At 62.4% G+C, this 15,468-nt stretch carries 12 protein-coding genes; 8 read left to right on the top strand and 4 right to left on the bottom strand.

The window, feature by feature from the left end; genetic code table 11:
• The first annotated feature begins 64 nt into the window (after positions 1-64).
• Positions 65-1,993, top strand: a complete 1,929-nt coding sequence (gene ftsH, locus NKH95_RS09800) for an ATP-dependent zinc metalloprotease FtsH (protein WP_023811859.1) — start codon at positions 65-67, stop codon at positions 1,991-1,993.
• A gap of 248 nt (positions 1,994-2,241) precedes the next feature.
• Here ftsH and NKH95_RS09795 read toward each other — a convergent pair whose 3' ends face one another.
• Both NKH95_RS09795 and NKH95_RS09790 read right to left on the bottom strand, forming a co-directional pair.
• Complete coding sequence (locus tag NKH95_RS09795; protein WP_023811860.1) at positions 2,242-2,694, bottom strand: hypothetical protein; 453 nt, start codon at positions 2,692-2,694, stop codon at positions 2,242-2,244.
• 239 nt (positions 2,695-2,933) lie between these two features.
• Entirely contained in the window at positions 2,934-3,779 is an 846-nt protein-coding gene (locus NKH95_RS09790; protein ID WP_128305350.1) for a hypothetical protein, read from the bottom strand.
• Positions 3,780-4,146: 367 nt separating this feature from the next.
• Between NKH95_RS09790 and glmM the strand changes: the two genes are divergently transcribed.
• From glmM to serA, 5 genes are all read left to right on the top strand, one after another.
• Entirely contained in the window at positions 4,147-5,499 is a 1,353-nt protein-coding gene (glmM, locus tag NKH95_RS09785) for a phosphoglucosamine mutase (RefSeq protein WP_023811863.1), read from the top strand.
• A 270-nt stretch (positions 5,500-5,769) separates the two neighbouring features.
• Positions 5,770-6,606: an outer membrane protein gene (locus NKH95_RS09780; protein ID WP_023811864.1), complete on the top strand. Its 837-nt coding sequence runs from the start codon at positions 5,770-5,772 to the stop codon at positions 6,604-6,606.
• Between the two features lie 210 nt (positions 6,607-6,816).
• Positions 6,817-7,590 carry an outer membrane protein gene (locus NKH95_RS09775; protein WP_023811865.1) on the top strand — a complete coding sequence of 258 codons (774 nt, stop codon included), beginning with the start codon at positions 6,817-6,819 and terminating at the stop codon, positions 7,588-7,590.
• 201 nt (positions 7,591-7,791) lie between these two features.
• The gene (locus NKH95_RS09770) at positions 7,792-8,967 is read left to right on the top strand and encodes a phosphoserine transaminase (protein ID WP_023811866.1); all 1,176 of its coding nucleotides are present in this window, start codon (positions 7,792-7,794) and stop codon (positions 8,965-8,967) included.
• Between the two features lie 67 nt (positions 8,968-9,034).
• Entirely contained in the window at positions 9,035-10,636 is a 1,602-nt protein-coding gene (gene serA / locus NKH95_RS09765) for a phosphoglycerate dehydrogenase (RefSeq protein WP_023811867.1), read from the top strand.
• A gap of 48 nt (positions 10,637-10,684) precedes the next feature.
• Here serA and NKH95_RS09760 read toward each other — a convergent pair whose 3' ends face one another.
• Together NKH95_RS09760 and NKH95_RS09755 are read right to left on the bottom strand one after the other, a co-directional pair.
• Complete coding sequence (locus tag NKH95_RS09760; RefSeq protein ID WP_352441038.1) at positions 10,685-11,149, bottom strand: DUF2231 domain-containing protein; 465 nt, start codon at positions 11,147-11,149, stop codon at positions 10,685-10,687.
• A gap of 152 nt (positions 11,150-11,301) precedes the next feature.
• On the bottom strand, positions 11,302-12,207 hold the full coding sequence (locus NKH95_RS09755) for a DMT family transporter (protein WP_023811869.1): 906 nt from the start codon (positions 12,205-12,207) through the stop codon (positions 11,302-11,304).
• 208 nt (positions 12,208-12,415) lie between these two features.
• On the opposite strand from NKH95_RS09755, the gene NKH95_RS09750 reads away from it, so the two are divergent.
• Both NKH95_RS09750 and NKH95_RS09745 read left to right on the top strand, forming a co-directional pair.
• Positions 12,416-13,714: an adenylosuccinate synthase gene (locus NKH95_RS09750; RefSeq protein WP_127267133.1), complete on the top strand. Its 1,299-nt coding sequence runs from the start codon at positions 12,416-12,418 to the stop codon at positions 13,712-13,714.
• Between the two features lie 75 nt (positions 13,715-13,789).
• Complete coding sequence (locus NKH95_RS09745; protein WP_352891415.1) at positions 13,790-15,439, top strand: hypothetical protein; 1,650 nt, start codon at positions 13,790-13,792, stop codon at positions 15,437-15,439.
• The last annotated feature ends 29 nt before the right edge of the window (positions 15,440-15,468 follow it).

Below are 15,468 nucleotides of genomic sequence, written 5' to 3'. Positions count from 1 at the left end.
TATGTTAGGCGCAAGTTTCCTCTCATGACGCGTGTCCGCCCCGCGGACGCCAACGGGACAATTGATGAATCCGAACTATCGCAACCTCGCGCTCTGGGCGATCATAGCGGTCCTGCTCATAGCCCTGTTCAATCTGTTTCAGACGCCGCAGACGCGAGGGGCCTCCAGCGATGTGCCTTATTCGCAGTTCCTGCAGGATGTCGCGGCGGGCCGGGTCAAGACGGTGACCATCGCGGGCGCCCGTATCAGCGGCACCTACACCGACAATGCCAGCGGCTTCCAGACCTATTCGCCCGGCGATCCTTCGCTGGTCTCGCGGCTGCAGGACAAGAACGTCACCATCAATGCGCGGCCTGAAACAGACGGTTCCAATTCGCTGTTCGGCTATCTGATCTCGTGGCTGCCGATGATCCTCATCCTCGGCGTCTGGATATTCTTCATGCGCCAGATGCAGTCCGGCTCCGGTCGCGCCATGGGCTTCGGCAAGTCGAAGGCCAAGCTGCTCACCGAAGCGCATGGCCGCGTCACCTTCCAGGACGTTGCCGGCGTCGACGAAGCCAAGGAAGATCTGGAAGAGATCGTCGAGTTCCTGCGCGATCCGCAGAAATTCCAGCGGCTCGGCGGCAAGATTCCGCGCGGCGTGCTGCTTGTCGGCCCTCCGGGAACCGGCAAGACGCTGCTCGCCCGCTCGGTTGCCGGCGAAGCCAATGTGCCGTTCTTCACCATTTCCGGTTCTGACTTCGTCGAGATGTTCGTCGGCGTCGGTGCAAGCCGCGTCCGCGACATGTTCGACCAGGCCAAGAAGAACGCGCCCTGCATCATCTTCATCGACGAAATCGACGCTGTCGGCCGTCATCGCGGCGCCGGCCTCGGCGGCGGCAATGACGAACGCGAGCAGACGCTGAACCAGCTCCTGGTCGAGATGGACGGCTTCGAGTCCAACGAAAGCATCATCCTGATCGCTGCCACCAACCGGCCCGACGTGCTCGATCCGGCACTGCTCAGGCCAGGCCGCTTCGACCGCCAGGTCGTGGTGCCGAACCCCGACATCGTCGGCCGCGAGAAGATCCTCAAGGTGCATGTGCGCAACGTGCCGCTGGCGCCCAATGTCGACCTCAAGGTGATCGCGCGCGGTACGCCGGGCTTTTCCGGCGCTGACCTGATGAACCTCGTCAACGAATCCGCGCTGATGGCGGCACGGCGCAACAAGCGCCTCGTCACCATGGCCGAATTCGAGGACGCCAAGGACAAGATCATGATGGGCGCCGAGCGCCGCTCGTCGGCCATGACGCAGGCCGAGAAGGAGCTGACCGCCTACCACGAGGCAGGCCACGCCATTCTCGCGCTGAACGTGCCGTCGGCCGATCCGCTGCACAAGGCCACGATCATCCCACGCGGTCGCGCGCTCGGCATGGTCATGCAGTTGCCCGAAGGCGACCGTTATTCGATGAGCTACAAATACATGATCTCGCGGCTCGCCATCATGATGGGCGGCCGTGTCGCCGAGGAGTTCAAGTTCGGCAAGGAAAACATCACCTCGGGTGCCTCTTCGGATATCGAGCAGGCGACCAAACTGGCGCGCGCCATGGTCACACGCTGGGGCTTTTCCGACAAGCTCGGCCATGTCGCTTATGGCGACAACCAGGAAGAAGTGTTCCTCGGCCACTCGGTGGCGCGCACGCAGAACGTGTCGGAAGAAACGGCGCAGATCATCGACGCCGAAGTGCGCCGCCTGATCGACGAGGCCTACTCATCGGCGAAGTCCATCCTGACCAAGAAGAAGAAGGAATGGATCGCGCTGGCGCAGGGCCTGCTGGAATACGAGACGCTGTCCGGCGAGGAGATCAAGCAGTTGATCGCCGGCCACAAGCCAGCGCGCGACCTTGGCGACGACACGCCGCCGAGCCGTGGCTCTGCCGTGCCGAAGTCCGGCGGCCGGCGCAAGAAGGGGCCGGAGCCCGAAGGCGGCATGGAACCGCAGCCATCGAGCTGAGCTTGACCACTGATTTCATCGAACGCCGCGGCTTGCTCCGCGGCGTTTTTTGTTTTTGGCGTTGGGGAGGAGTTGTCCGCGACCTCGCATCTGCGACGATGACGATTGGCGAAAGCCTAGGTGATAGCCAATCTCCCCCCTTGCGGGGGAGATTGGCAACGTCGCCGCGGGCGTGCCCTCGAAGGCAACAAAGAAGGCCCGCGAACCCTGCGGTTCGCAGGCCTTCTCTTCTTCAGATGTCTTGTCGCTCAGCTCTTCAGCTTGGCATTGCACAGGCTGTAATAACCGCCGCCCTTCTGGATCCAGCGAAGGCCGTTCAACGTGCCCGCGTCCTTGTTGCCATGGTAGCCCTGGAGACAGGTCTTCATGCGCGCCTTCGCGGGCTTTTCGGTCTTGAACTCGGCGGCCAGCGTGGTTGGGAATGTCACGCCCGCGGGCGCTACAGTGGGGGCGACCGCCGCGCTGGTTTCCTTTTTCGTCTGCGGCTCGGTTTTGACCGTATCCTCGCTGACACTGTCCGCTGCTGATGTCGCGCACTTCTCCTTGCGAAAAGCCGTCCAGTCCATGCCGTTCAGAGTGCCGCCTTCCTTGGCTGTTCGATAGGTCTCGCCGCATTCCTTCATCGTCAGTGCGCTTGCGGGGGCGACGCTCCAAGCGACAAATGCGGTCGCAGCCAATACCGCCAATTTCAAACTGTGCATAAGACCCTCCTGGTTGATAATAAGTTTGACGTCTTTTTGTATACGGTTTGTTCTTTATATGTTCAACAGAATCGTTACGGACTACCGATGAGCTTGGCGGTGGGCAGTAGGCGAATTGATGATCCCGGCAGCCCGGCGACATGCAGTTGCGAGCAAGGCAGTATGCGTCTTCGCGCAACAAAAAAGGCCCGCGCATCTTGCGATGCGCGGGCCTTTGTTTGGAGACTATGGCTAAGCGATCAGCTCTTCAGCTTGGCATTGCACAGGCTGTAGAAGCCGCCGCCCTTCTGGATCCACTTCAGGCCGCCAAGCGCATTGGCGTCCTTCAAGGCATAATACTGGTCGAGGCAAGTGTGCATGCGGCCTTTACCGGGGGTCTCGCTGGAATATTTAGCCGAGATCGCGGACGGGAAAGTGACGCCCTTGGGTGCGGCCGTGGTCGGCTTTGCCGGCTCCTTGGTGTAGCTCGCCTCGTCGGCGGCCGGCACGGTGTCGTCATCCGAGGCACCGGTACCGCATTCGGCCTTGCGGAAGTCGTTCCACTTCATGCCTTTCAGCGTGTTGGCCGTCTTGGCAGCCTGATACTTGGTGCTGCATTCGGCCATGCTCAGGCCCTTGCCGTCGGCGGGAGCCGCGGCTGCCTTGGTGGCTGCCGGCTTGGCGGCGGCAGCGGCGGATGCACCGGCGGCGCATTCGGACTTGCGGAAGTCGTTCCACTTCATGCCGTTCAGCGTGCCGGCGGCCTTCGCCGCCTGGTATTTGGTGCTGCATTCCTTCGCCGTCAGGCCCTTGGCCGTGCTGTCGTCCGTCGCGGCGGCAGCCTTGGCCGGCTTCGTCTCGGCAGCCTTCGTGGTGTCAGTTGCTTTCTTGGTATCGGCCGGCTTGGCGTCGGTCGTCGCGGCGGCGTCGGTGCCGCACTGAGCCTTGCGGAACTGGTTCCAGGTCGCGCCGGCGAGTGTCCCCGCATCCTTGGCGGCGTTGTACTTCGTGCTGCACTCGGCCATCGTCAGTGCGTTGGCTGGCGCGGTCAGGAACAAGGTCGCGACGGCGAGGCCGGTCAAAGTGGCAAGTCGGTGGATGAGCATAGCGTTTCTCCGTTGCAGCAGCCCATGATACGTCCCTGCAAATCAATACCGCTCAACGGGCGGTTGCGCCAGATGCTAAGTGGCGTATATATCGCCGAAGACCGGTTTCTCCCGATAAGGTGATGAAATCGTTGTTTGTTGCCTGGTCCAAAGCAAGATTTTGCTGGTGCATCCGCGCTGAAAGGCTCGCATGACTTGTATATTGCAACATGGCAGTCTGGGCATGTCAGGTTGCGGCCACATGTGTGCAGTGCACAACAATGGTTTTCTAAGGATTGGTAACGTATAATCACACAATGTGATCATAGCGCCCTGGCCAATTGTGGCATGACGTGCCGGGGAAGAAACGTCGAGGAAGCTGACTAGCATGGCAGGGAATTATTTCGGCACGGACGGCATTCGCGGACGCGCCAACAAGTTTCCGATGACGGCTGAAATCGCGATGCGGGTCGGCATGGCCGCCGGCCTTTCCTTCCAGCGCGGCAGCCATCGACATCGTGTCGTGCTCGGCAAGGACACCAGGCTTTCCGGCTATATGATCGAGAATGCCATGGTCGCCGGTCTTTGTGCCGCCGGCATGGACGTGTTCCTGCTCGGCCCGATCCCGACTCCGGCTGTCGCCATGCTGGTGCGTTCGCTGCGCGCCGATATCGGCGTCATGATCTCGGCCTCGCACAACCCCTATTACGACAACGGCATCAAGCTGTTCGGACCCGACGGCTACAAGCTCTCCGACGAAATCGAGGAGCGCATCGAGAGCATGCTCGACAAGGATATCGAACTGGCGCTCGCCGATTCCGACGGGCTTGGCCGCGCCAAGCGCGTCGATGGCGTGCATGACCGCTACATCGAATTCGCCAAGCGCACCTTGCCGCGCTCGATGTCGCTCGCGGGCTTGAGGATCGTCGTCGATTGCGCCAATGGCGCGGCCTACAAGGTGGCGCCCGAGGCGCTGTGGGAACTGGGCGCCGAAGTCGTCGCCATCAATGTCGAGCCCAACGGCTTCAACATCAACAAGGAATGCGGCTCGACCCATCCGGCCGGCCTGCAAAAGAAGGTGCACGAAGTGCGCGCCGACATCGGCATCGCGCTCGACGGCGACGCCGATCGCGTCGTCATCGTCGATGAAAACGGCGCGATCGTCGATGGCGACCAGATCATGGCGCTGATCGCCGAATCCTGGCACCAGAGCGGGCGGCTTGCGGGCGGCGGCGTCGTTTCGACGGTGATGTCCAATCTCGGCCTCGAGCGCTTCCTCGGCGGCATGAAGCTGCAATTGCACCGCACCAAGGTTGGCGACCGTTATGTCGTCGAGCATATGCGCGCGCATGGCTTGAATGTCGGCGGCGAACAGTCGGGCCATATCGTGCTGTCGGATTTCTCGACCACCGGCGACGGCCTGGTTTCGGCGCTGCAGGTGCTGGCCTGCATCAAGCGGCAGGGCCGGCCGGTCAGCGAACTGTCGAAGAAATTCGAACCCGTGCCGCAGCTTCTGAAGAACGTCCATATTTCCGGCGGCAAGCCGCTCGAGGAGGCGCCGGTCAAGGCCGCCATCGAAGACGCCCGTAACCGCCTCGGCAAGACCGGACGGCTGGTTATCCGGCCATCAGGGACAGAACCGCTGATCCGCGTGATGGCCGAAGGCGACGACCCGCAACTGGTCGAGTCCGTCGTCAACGGCATCGTTGAAGTCATCTCGGAAACGCGCAGCGCCGCCTGACCCCAGCGCGTCCAGCAGGACGTGGATCGGACAACCAGGCGCGCCGCGCTCCCTTAACCGGTCCAAGGCCCGCCCCTCGGCGGGCTTTTTCTTGTCAGCCGCCACTTTTTTCGGTGCCCGTAAATCTCGCGCCAATCCCTAGAGTTTCGAGATTCGTGGTTAAGCAACAGGGTTAAACGCCTTTTAACCTTTGCAATTCATTATCCACGACTGAAAGCCAATCGCATTTCGGACGGATTCGCCGTTCCGAGCTTCTCAGGGGTGACAAGCATGTTCAAGACAGCAAGAAAGGTCCTGCTCGCCTTCCTGTTCGCAGGCCTGGCAGGACCGCTGTTCGCAGCCGACCTGCCGGAACCGATGGTCGAAGAGGCTCCGCCTCAGGCTGTCTACGAGCAGCCGGTCGAGGTCGGCGGCTGGTACATCCGCGGCGACATCGACTATCACAAGTCGACCGTGCGCGGCATCGACTATATGACCTACACCGTCGATCCCTGTAACTGTACGGTTACGCCCGGCACCAGAAGCTTCGATTTCGGCAAACTCAAGGGCGGTTTCTCGCTCGGCGCCGGCGTCGGCTACAAGATCAACGATCACTTCCGGACCGATTTGACCGCCGACTACTGGTTCAAGTCGAACTTCAACGGGGGCACCTCGGACATCAACGGTACTTCGACCGAAGTATCGAAGATGAGCGCCCTGTTGCTGCTGGCGAATGCCTATGTCGATCTCGGCACCTACCATGGCATCACGCCTTACGTTGGCGCCGGCATCGGCGGCGCCCGCGTCAAGTGGGATGATGTCTACGACCCGAACACCACCGAGTTCAATCCCGGCAGATCAAGCTGGCGTTTCGCCTACGGTCTGATGGCCGGCGCTTCGTACTGCCTGACCGACAAGATCATTCTCGATGCCGGCTACCGCTTCTCCCATATTCAGGGCGGCCGCATGTTCGACTGGAACATCACCAGCTCCGGTCCCGGCTTCGACCGTGGCATCAACACGCACGAAGTGCGCGGTGGCCTGCGCTACCAGTTCGGTGGCAGCAATGGTTGCGCCGCGCCGGTCGTGGCCTACCAGCCCGAACCCGAGCCGATCTACACCAAGTAACGCCATCTACATCACTTGAATTCTTCGAAAACCGTCCGGCCTCAAGCCGGGCGGTTTTTCGTTTGGGCCGCCTGGAATCGACAGGGGAAATGAATTCGCTAACGCTCTGTTAGCCTTAACCGGCACTTAACCACTATGGTTAACAATGCTCCTTGAAACGATGGCTGCCGCTGCGATTGCGGGCTGAGCCAAATTCGGGAGTCGGGGACCATGAAACTTACATCGCGTATGGCGCTGGCGCTCGGTGCACTAGCCCTCCTGCCGCTGACGCCGGTGCACGCGGCCGATTATGACCCGCCGATCTACGTCGACCAGGCGCCCGACTACGTCCCGGTCGAGGTCGGTTCCGGCTGGTACCTGCGCGGCGACGTCTCCTATCTGGCGCAGAAGAGCTTCAAAAATGAGGATTTCGCCTTCACACCTTCGCCACCTGCAAGCTTCAGCGACAAAGAAGATCCGATCTTTGCCAGCATCGGCTTCGGCTACCATTTCAACGACTATCTGCGCGCCGACCTCAATCTCGGCTATCTGCCTGGCAACGAGATCGGCGTCGGCTATGACGATTCAGCGACTGCGGCAGAGCCGACCGTGGCGTCGGCATCCCTGAAGAACTACGCCTTGTCGGGCATACTCAACGGCTATGTCGATCTTGGCACCTATGTCGGCATCACACCCTATCTCGGCGCCGGTATCGGGGTCGTTCGCAGCAAGCGCAGCCTGTCGGCAAGCTATTTCACCGACAATGGCGACGACACGGACGATTTCGCCGTAAGTGACAGCAAGACCCAGTACTCGCTGGCCTACACGCTGAATGCGGGCCTCGCCTATCAGGTATCGAAGAACGTTTCCGTCGACCTGGGCTATCAGTATTTCTCCGCCCCGGACGCTGAATATGTGACGGCTGAGAGCCTGACCTCCTATCCGGTCAAAAAAGGTATCAGCAACCATCAGGTCAAGCTCGGGCTGCGCTACGATCTCTGGTAGGCGCGGCGAGCACGAGGTTCAGGACGGCGGATCTTCGGGGTCCGCCGTTTGCGTTTGAAGTCACGACATCCCGATCAGGGATCGCCGGTATCCCGGCAGCGACAAAAACTTTCCTCTTGACGCCCGAAGTCTGAACGCATATCGCCGTCCGTGGGCCACCCCTCCCCAACGAGGGGCCACTATCTGGAAGGATAGACCACGATGACGACGCATACGAAGCCCGGACTCCGTCCGGCAAACCCCAATTTTTCCTCAGGTCCCTGTGCAAAACGTCCCGGCTGGTCGGTCGAGGCGCTGAACAATGCCGCGCTCGGCCGTTCCCACCGCGCCAAGATCGGCAAGACCAAGCTCGAACAGGCGATCGAGCTGACGCGGGAGATTCTCCAGGTCCCGGCGGGTTATCGCATCGGCATTGTGCCGGCGTCGGACACCGGTGCGGTCGAGATGGCGCTGTGGTCGCTGCTCGGCGAGCGCGGCGTCGACATGGTCGCCTGGGAGAGCTTTGGCTCCGGCTGGGTCACCGACGTGATCAAGCAATTGAAGCTCGCCGATGTGCGCAAGATCGAAGCCGGCTACGGCGAACTGCCTGATCTTACCAGGATCGATTTCGACCGCGATGTGGTCTTCACCTGGAACGGCACCACGTCGGGCGTGCGCGTGCCGAACGGCGATTTCATTCCCGCGGACCGCAAGGGCCTGACCGTCTGCGATGCGACTTCCGCCGCATTCGCGCAGAGGCTCGACTTCGAAAAGCTCGATGTCGTCACGTTCTCCTGGCAGAAGGTGCTGGGCGGCGAGGGCGCTCACGGCATGCTGATCCTGTCGCCTCGTGCCGTCGAGCGGCTGGAGACCTACAAGCCTTCATGGCCGCTGCCGAAAATCTTCCGCCTGACTTCGGGCGGCAAGCTGATCGAAGGCATCTTCAAGGGCGAGACCATCAACACCCCCTCGATGCTGTGCGTCGAGGATTACCTCGATGCGCTCAACTGGGCGAAGTCGACCGGCGGCCTCGACGCGCTGATCGCCAGGGCGGATGCCAATGCGGCCGTCCTCGATCGCTTTGTCGGCAAATCCTCCTGGCTCGGTCATCTCGCCGTCCAGCCGGCGACACGGTCGAACACGTCCGTCTGCCTGTCCTTCACCGATCCGGACGTGTCCGAGCTCGACGCCGACGGGCAGGCGGCTTTCGCCAAGGGGCTGGTGTCGGTGCTCGACAAGGAAGGCGTCGCCTACGATATCGGTGCCTATCGCGACGCACCGCCCGGCCTGCGCATCTGGTGCGGCGCGACGGTCGAGACGTCGGATCTGGAAGCGCTGCTGCCCTGGCTCGACTGGGCCTTCGCCGCACAGAAGGCGTCGCTCAAAGCGGCGGCCTGAGATCATTCGCGGCGGCCTCCGGGCCGCCCATTCCCATCAGGATCAAATCCATTTCAAGGAGGTCGCCATGGCGCCCCGCGTTCTCGTCTCAGACAAACTCTCCCCCACCGCCGTGCAGATATTCAAGGATCGTGGCGTCGAGGTCGACTATCTGCCCGATCTCGGCAAGGACAAGGAAAAGCTCGCCGAAGTGATCGGCCAGTATGATGGCCTCGCCATCCGTTCGGCGACCAAGGTCACCGAAAAGCTGATCAACGCCGCTACCAATCTCAAAGTCATCGGCCGCGCCGGCATCGGCGTCGACAATGTCGATATCCCGGCGGCAAGCCGCAAGGGCATCATCGTGATGAACACGCCCTTCGGCAACTCGATCACCACAGCCGAACATGCGGTGGCGATGATCTTTGCGCTGGCGCGCCAGATCCCTGAAGCCAACGCCTCGACCCATGCCGGCAAATGGGAAAAGAACCGCTTCATGGGCGTTGAGATCACCGGCAAGACGCTGGGCGTCATCGGCTGCGGCAACATCGGTTCGATCGTCGCGACACGCGGCGTTGGCCTCAAGATGCACGTCATCGCCTTCGATCCGTTCCTGTCGGACAGCCGTGCCGAGGAGCTTGGCGTCGACAAGGTCGAACTCGACGAACTGTTCGCCCGCGCCGATTTCATCACCCTGCACACGCCGCTGACCGACAAGACGCGCAACATCATCGATGCCGCGGCGATCGCCAAGATGAAGAAGGGCGTGCGCATCATCAATTGCGCACGCGGCGGTCTGATCGTCGAGGCCGACCTGATCGCGGCGCTGAAGAGCGGCAAGGTCGCCGGCGCCGGCGTCGACGTCTTCGAGGTCGAACCCGCCGAGAACAACGAACTGTTCGGCATGGAGAATGTGGTGGCGACGCCGCATCTCGGCGCCTCGACGACGGAGGCCCAGGAGAATGTCGCGCTGCAGGTTGCCGAACAGATGGCCGACTATCTGATCAAGGGCGCCGTCTCCAACGCCATCAACATGCCGTCGATCACCGCCGAGGAGGCGCCGCGGTTGAAGCCGTTCGTCAAGCTTGCCGAGGTGCTCGGCGCCTTCGTCGGCCAGGTCACCGAGGATCCGATCAAGGAGGTCGAGATCCTGTTCGACGGCTCCACCGCGACGATGAACACGCGCGCGCTGATCAGCGCCGCACTCGCCGGGCTGATCCGGCCTCAGGTCTCGGACGTCAACATGGTGTCGGCGCCGATCATGGTGAAGGAGCGCGGCATCATCGTCGCCGAGGTCAAGCGCGACAAATCGGGCGTGTTCGACGGCTATATCAAGCTGACCGTGAAGACCGAGCATATGACGCGTTCGATCGCCGGCACATGCTTCTCGGATGGCAAGCCACGCTTCATCCAGATCAAGGGCATCAACCTTGATGCCGAGGTCGGCCAGCACATGCTCTACACCACCAATGCCGACGCGCCGGGCATTATCGGGCTGCTCGGCACTGTCTGCGGCGAGAATGGCGTCAACATCGCCAACTTCCAGCTCGGCCGCAACCGGCCGGGCGGCGATGCCATAGCGCTGCTCTATCTCGACGCGCCGTTCCCGGAAGCCGTGCTGGAAAAGGTCAAGGCGCATAAGTCGATCGACTCGGCCAAGCGGCTGCAGTTCGACGTCAACGCGATGTGATCGAGGACAGGGGTCGCCCTCGTTGAACCGGCCGCCGCGGCGGCCGGTTCAGGTCAACTCGTCCGAGCCATCGGAGACACCCACGCGATGTCGGTAGACCAGTTCCCAGCCCTTCCAGCCCGTAAACAGCAGGATGAGAACCACGATCAGCGATAGGACGAAGCCGGTTGGCATCACGGCCGCCGCTCCGCCCGCATACCGCGAGTACCAGTTGTAAAGCTCGATCAACACGACGAGTACATTGCCGCCGGCATGGAGCCATGCCGTCGTGAGATTGCGGATCTGAACATCGCCGAGAACATCCGTCAGGCCAGCAAGCGCAGCCAGGGCAGCCATGATCAGGCCTGCGCCGAGAAGCCAAAGCGACCCGGTGACCCATCCGGGATCGGCTGTTCGCCAGAAGATAAGATCGCAAACGAAGGTGCCGACGAAAAAAGCAATCGGAAACGGAATCAGCATGGGATGGATAGGGTGACCAGCGATGCTTGCCGTGCTGCGAGGGTTGTGGCTCATCATGTCGCCTCCCTGCCGTTCAAACTCCGCTGGAGGTGAAATGTTCCAAGTGGGGACGCGGCAGGGTTTATGCCGCCGTTCCGCGGCCATTGGCGAAGTCCAGGCCGTTCGCGTGAATTGCCGCGACGGCGGAGGGCGTCAGCCGCCACATGTCATCCGCGGTGGTCCGCCAACGCCATCTTGCGCCCGCTGTATTCGGCAAGTCCGATGCCGCCCAGCACGAGCACCAAAGCCAATGCCTGATAGAGGTGGAACGTCTCGCCGACGATCAGCACCGATAGCAGCGTGCCGAAGATCGGCACCAGATTGATGAACAGGCCGGCGCGGTTGGCGCCGATCAGTTCGTTGCCTCTGATGTAGAAGATCTGCGAAACGACGGAGGCGCCGATCGCCGTATAGACGATGACGGTCCAGCCGCGCGCGTCGGGCATGATGACCTTGCCGGCGACGACCTCCCACAGGAAGAACGGCAGCGAAGTGACGAGTGCCGCAACCGACAGGGCCAGCATCAGGCTTTGCCAATGCATCACTGGTTTCAACCGCAGTCCGACCGAATAGCCGCTGTAGAGAAACACGGCGACCAGCATGATGGCGTCGCCGAAATTGAGTTCCAGCGTCAACAACCGGCGCGGGTCGCCATGGCAGGCGGTGAGGATCACGCCGGCGATGGTCAGCACGACGCCGACAATCTGAGCCCAGTTCACGCGCAGGCGGAAGAAGACGAAATTGGCAGTCATGATCAGGATCGGCATCGCCGCCTGTTCGATCGAGACATTGATCGCTGTCGTGTAGTTGAGCGCCGTGTAGAAGATGGTGTTGAACAGGGTGAAGCCGCTGGCGCCGAGGGCGACCAGCACGAACCAGTGCTTGCGGACGACCGGCCAGTCCTTCTGGATGGTCTTCCAGCCGATGGGCAGCATGATCGCCACGGCCAGAACCCAGCGCAGGAAGACCAGCGTCATCGGCGAGACGTGATCGACCGCCAGCTTGCCGGCCACCGAATTTCCGCCCCAGAGCAAGGTGGTGAGCAGCAGGAATATGTAGGCGCTTCGATGCATCGCGGGATTCCAGTCGCCGGAGCTGCGGTGTTTGCCGGCCTATTGCCCTCGCTCGCCCAAGTAAATGATGTCAAAGCCGAAAATTGTTGTGCCTCAGGGCATTTTCGACGGCAAAGAAAGGTCGCGCTCGCGAGGTCTTGACGTTATAGAGGCCTGTCGTTTCGAACCATATTCAAGCCGCTTGGCGGCGTCTCAAGGGAAAAGAAACATGGCCAATGTGGTGGTCGTCGGCTCGCAGTGGGGTGACGAAGGCAAGGGCAAGATCGTCGACTGGCTGTCGGAGCGGGCCGATGTCGTGGTGCGTTTCCAGGGCGGCCACAATGCCGGCCATACGCTGGTCGTCGACGGCAAGGTCTACAAGCTGTCGTTGCTTCCGTCGGGCGTCGTGCGCCAGGGCAAGCTGTCTATCATCGGCAATGGCGTCGTGTTCGACCCGCATGCTTTCGTCGCCGAGGTGGCCAAGCTCAAGGCGCAAGGTGTCGAAGTCGCACCGGATCGCCTGAAAATAGCCGAAAACACAGCGCTTATCCTGTCCCTGCATCGGGAGCTGGACGGATTCCGTGAGGACGCCGCATCCAATTCCGGGACGAAGATTGGCACGACCCGTCGTGGCATCGGCCCCGCCTACGAGGACAAGGTGGGCCGGCGCGCGGTCAGGGTGATGGACTTGGCGGATTTGGAAACACTGCCCGTGAAGGTTGACAGGCTGCTGACGCACCACAATGCGCTGCGTCGGGGGCTTGGCCATGCGGAAGTCACGCATGACGCGATCATGCAGGAACTGACCTCGGTCGCCGACGACATCCTGCCCTATATGGACCGGGTCTGGAAAATCCTCGACGACAAGCGCCGGGCTGGCGAGCGTATCCTGTTCGAGGGCGCGCAGGGCACGCTGCTTGACATAGACCACGGCACCTATCCATTCGTGACCTCGTCGAACACGGTTGCCGGACAGGCTGCCGCCGGCTCCGGCGTCGGCCCAGGCGCTATCGGCTATGTGCTCGGCATCACCAAAGCCTATACGACACGCGTCGGCGAGGGTCCGTTCCCGACCGAGCAGAAGAACGAGGTCGGCGAATTCCTCGGCACGCGCGGCCATGAATTCGGCGTCGTCACCGGCCGCAAGCGCCGCTGCGGCTGGTTCGACGCGGTGCTGGTACGCCAGGCCGTCGCTGTCAACGGCATCAAGGGCATCGCGCTGACCAAGCTCGACGTGCTCGACGGGCTGGACGAGATCAAGGTCTGCACAGGTTATCGTCTCGACGGCGAGATGATCGATTATCTGCCGGCCAGCCAGGGCGCGCAGGCACGTGTCGAGCCGGTCTACGAGACGCTCGAGGGCTGGAAAGGCACCACTGCCGGCGCGCGCAGCTGGAACGATCTGCCGGCCCAGGCCGTCAAATACGTCCGCTACATCGAAGAGCTGATCGGCGCCCCGGTCGCACTCCTTTCCACCAGCCCCGAACGGGACGACACGATACTTGTGACCGATCCGTTTCAAGACTAGTTTCTGAAGCCTTTCCGGGCATCGCGGCCGATTTGCGGGGGCCGGCGCGGAAACAAAATACAGGTCGACTGAAGCATGGCAGATTACGTTGCTATTCTGAAAAAGGCGCTCGGCAAGCATGGTGACGAGACGCCGGAAAAGCGTACGCGCATCTATGCCAGCGTTCGCACCATGCTGGCGAAGAAGCTTGAGGAATATTCGCCGCCGCCGGCCGCCGAAGCCATAGCCACGCAGATGCGTTCGCTGGAAGACGCGATCGCGAGTGTCGAGCGGGACTATGCCAAGAGCCTGCCGGAGACCGATCCGCTGGCGGAGCTGGAACACATCTTTTCGTCGATCGATCGTAACAAGAATCAGCCAACCCATACACGGCAGCCGGCCAAGGCCGAATCAGCCTGGCCGGCACCGCCCGCTGCAAAGCCTGAATCTTATCAGCCCGCGCCACCACCTGCCGCCAAGGTCGAGCCGAGCTGGCAAAGGGCGACGCCGGCGCCTTCCCAGCTGGCTCGCGCCGACACGCCTCTTCCAGGTATGGATGTCGACGAGGAGGAGGACGAGGCCGATGTCTTTTCCAGCGACGAAGAGCCGGTGTCGGATACCTTCCAGCGCCTGCGTCCCGCCGAGCGCAAGCGCAGCTATGGTGGGCTGATCGCGGCCGTCGTCGCTCTTCTGGTCGTAGCCGGCGGCGGCTACGGAATCTGGCTGAACAAGGATGCCTTCGGCAAAATGCTTGGGTTTGGCGGCAATCAGATCGCCAAGACCGAGCCGGTGAAACCAGCGCCTGCCAAGCCGGCAACCGATGCCGCGGCAACGCCTCCGGCGCCCGCGGCTGGCGGCACGGAAGCCGAAAGCACGAAATTCACGCAGCGGCTGACGCCGCAGGGCAGTGAAGTCGACCCGGGTCCGGCCGGTGGCCAAAGCGGCATCGGCGAAGGCGAATCGGTCGCCGCGCTGACCACGCCGCCCTCGGCGACGAACCCACCGGCGATTTCCGCTCCGGCCGCAGGCACACCTGCCGCGGCAGCGCCCCCCGCTACAGGTGCCGCCCCCGCAACACCGCCTGCCAACGGAGCTGCCCCGGCAGCGCCAGCCGATGCTGCCGGCACGCCGACCGCACCGGCCGGCGCCGCGCCGCCCGCCACGGCAGCTGCGCCTGCGGAAGCCGCTCTGCCTGTCGGCCAGAAGGCGATCTTCTATGAGGAGCGTACCAGCACTGCCCAGGGTTCCGCCGAGCCCGGCAACATCGTCTGGTCGCTGGTGCAGGAATCGCCCGGTGGCGACCTGCCGCCGGAGCCGGCGATCCGCGCCGAGGCCACCATTCCCGGCAAGGACATCCAGTTGCGCATGACCATCCGCCGCAACACCGACCAGACACTGCCGGCCAGCCATATCATCGAGATGATCTTCCTGACGCCCGACGGTTTCGAGGGCGGCGGTGTCGACAACATCCTGCGCGTCGCCATGAAGGGTTCGGAGCAGGATGCCGGCAGCCCGTTGATCGGCATTCCGGCCAAGATCGCCGACGGCTTCTTCCTCGTCGCGCTCAACGATACCAAGGCCGACGAAGACGCCAACATGACCCTGCTTCGCGGCCAGGACTGGATCGACGTACCGGTCGTCTACAAGACCGGACGGCGGGCACTGCTGACCATGGAAAAGGGCATTCCCGGCGAGAAGGTGTTCGACGAGGCAATCAAGGCCTGGCAGGCGAAGACGGCGGGCTGAGAAGGAAGCCGGCCCGAAGCCTCGTTGAC

Origin of the sequence: Mesorhizobium sp. M0848 (assembly GCF_040319805.1) — a bacterium.
Classification (GTDB): domain Bacteria; phylum Pseudomonadota; class Alphaproteobacteria; order Rhizobiales; family Rhizobiaceae; genus Mesorhizobium.
The sequence above is the reverse complement of the archived record's forward strand: the minus strand, read 5'-3'. Positions and strand labels throughout refer to the sequence as shown.

Excerpts from the sequence above, each read along its gene's own strand:
- ftsH (WP_023811859.1), top strand. The coding sequence starts at position 65 with ATGAATCCGAACTATCGCAACCTCGCGCTCTGGGCGATCATAGCGGTC.
- NKH95_RS09795 (WP_023811860.1), bottom strand. The coding sequence starts at position 2,694 with ATGCACAGTTTGAAATTGGCGGTATTGGCTGCGACCGCATTTGTCGCT.
- NKH95_RS09790 (WP_128305350.1), bottom strand. The coding sequence starts at position 3,779 with ATGCTCATCCACCGACTTGCCACTTTGACCGGCCTCGCCGTCGCGACC.
- glmM (WP_023811863.1), top strand. The coding sequence starts at position 4,147 with ATGGCAGGGAATTATTTCGGCACGGACGGCATTCGCGGACGCGCCAAC.
- NKH95_RS09780 (WP_023811864.1), top strand. The coding sequence starts at position 5,770 with ATGTTCAAGACAGCAAGAAAGGTCCTGCTCGCCTTCCTGTTCGCAGGC.
- NKH95_RS09775 (WP_023811865.1), top strand. The coding sequence starts at position 6,817 with ATGAAACTTACATCGCGTATGGCGCTGGCGCTCGGTGCACTAGCCCTC.
- NKH95_RS09770 (WP_023811866.1), top strand. The coding sequence starts at position 7,792 with ATGACGACGCATACGAAGCCCGGACTCCGTCCGGCAAACCCCAATTTT.
- serA (WP_023811867.1), top strand. The coding sequence starts at position 9,035 with ATGGCGCCCCGCGTTCTCGTCTCAGACAAACTCTCCCCCACCGCCGTG.
- NKH95_RS09760 (WP_352441038.1), bottom strand. The coding sequence starts at position 11,149 with ATGAGCCACAACCCTCGCAGCACGGCAAGCATCGCTGGTCACCCTATC.
- NKH95_RS09755 (WP_023811869.1), bottom strand. The coding sequence starts at position 12,207 with ATGCATCGAAGCGCCTACATATTCCTGCTGCTCACCACCTTGCTCTGG.
- NKH95_RS09750 (WP_127267133.1), top strand. The coding sequence starts at position 12,416 with ATGGCCAATGTGGTGGTCGTCGGCTCGCAGTGGGGTGACGAAGGCAAG.
- NKH95_RS09745 (WP_352891415.1), top strand. The coding sequence starts at position 13,790 with ATGGCAGATTACGTTGCTATTCTGAAAAAGGCGCTCGGCAAGCATGGT.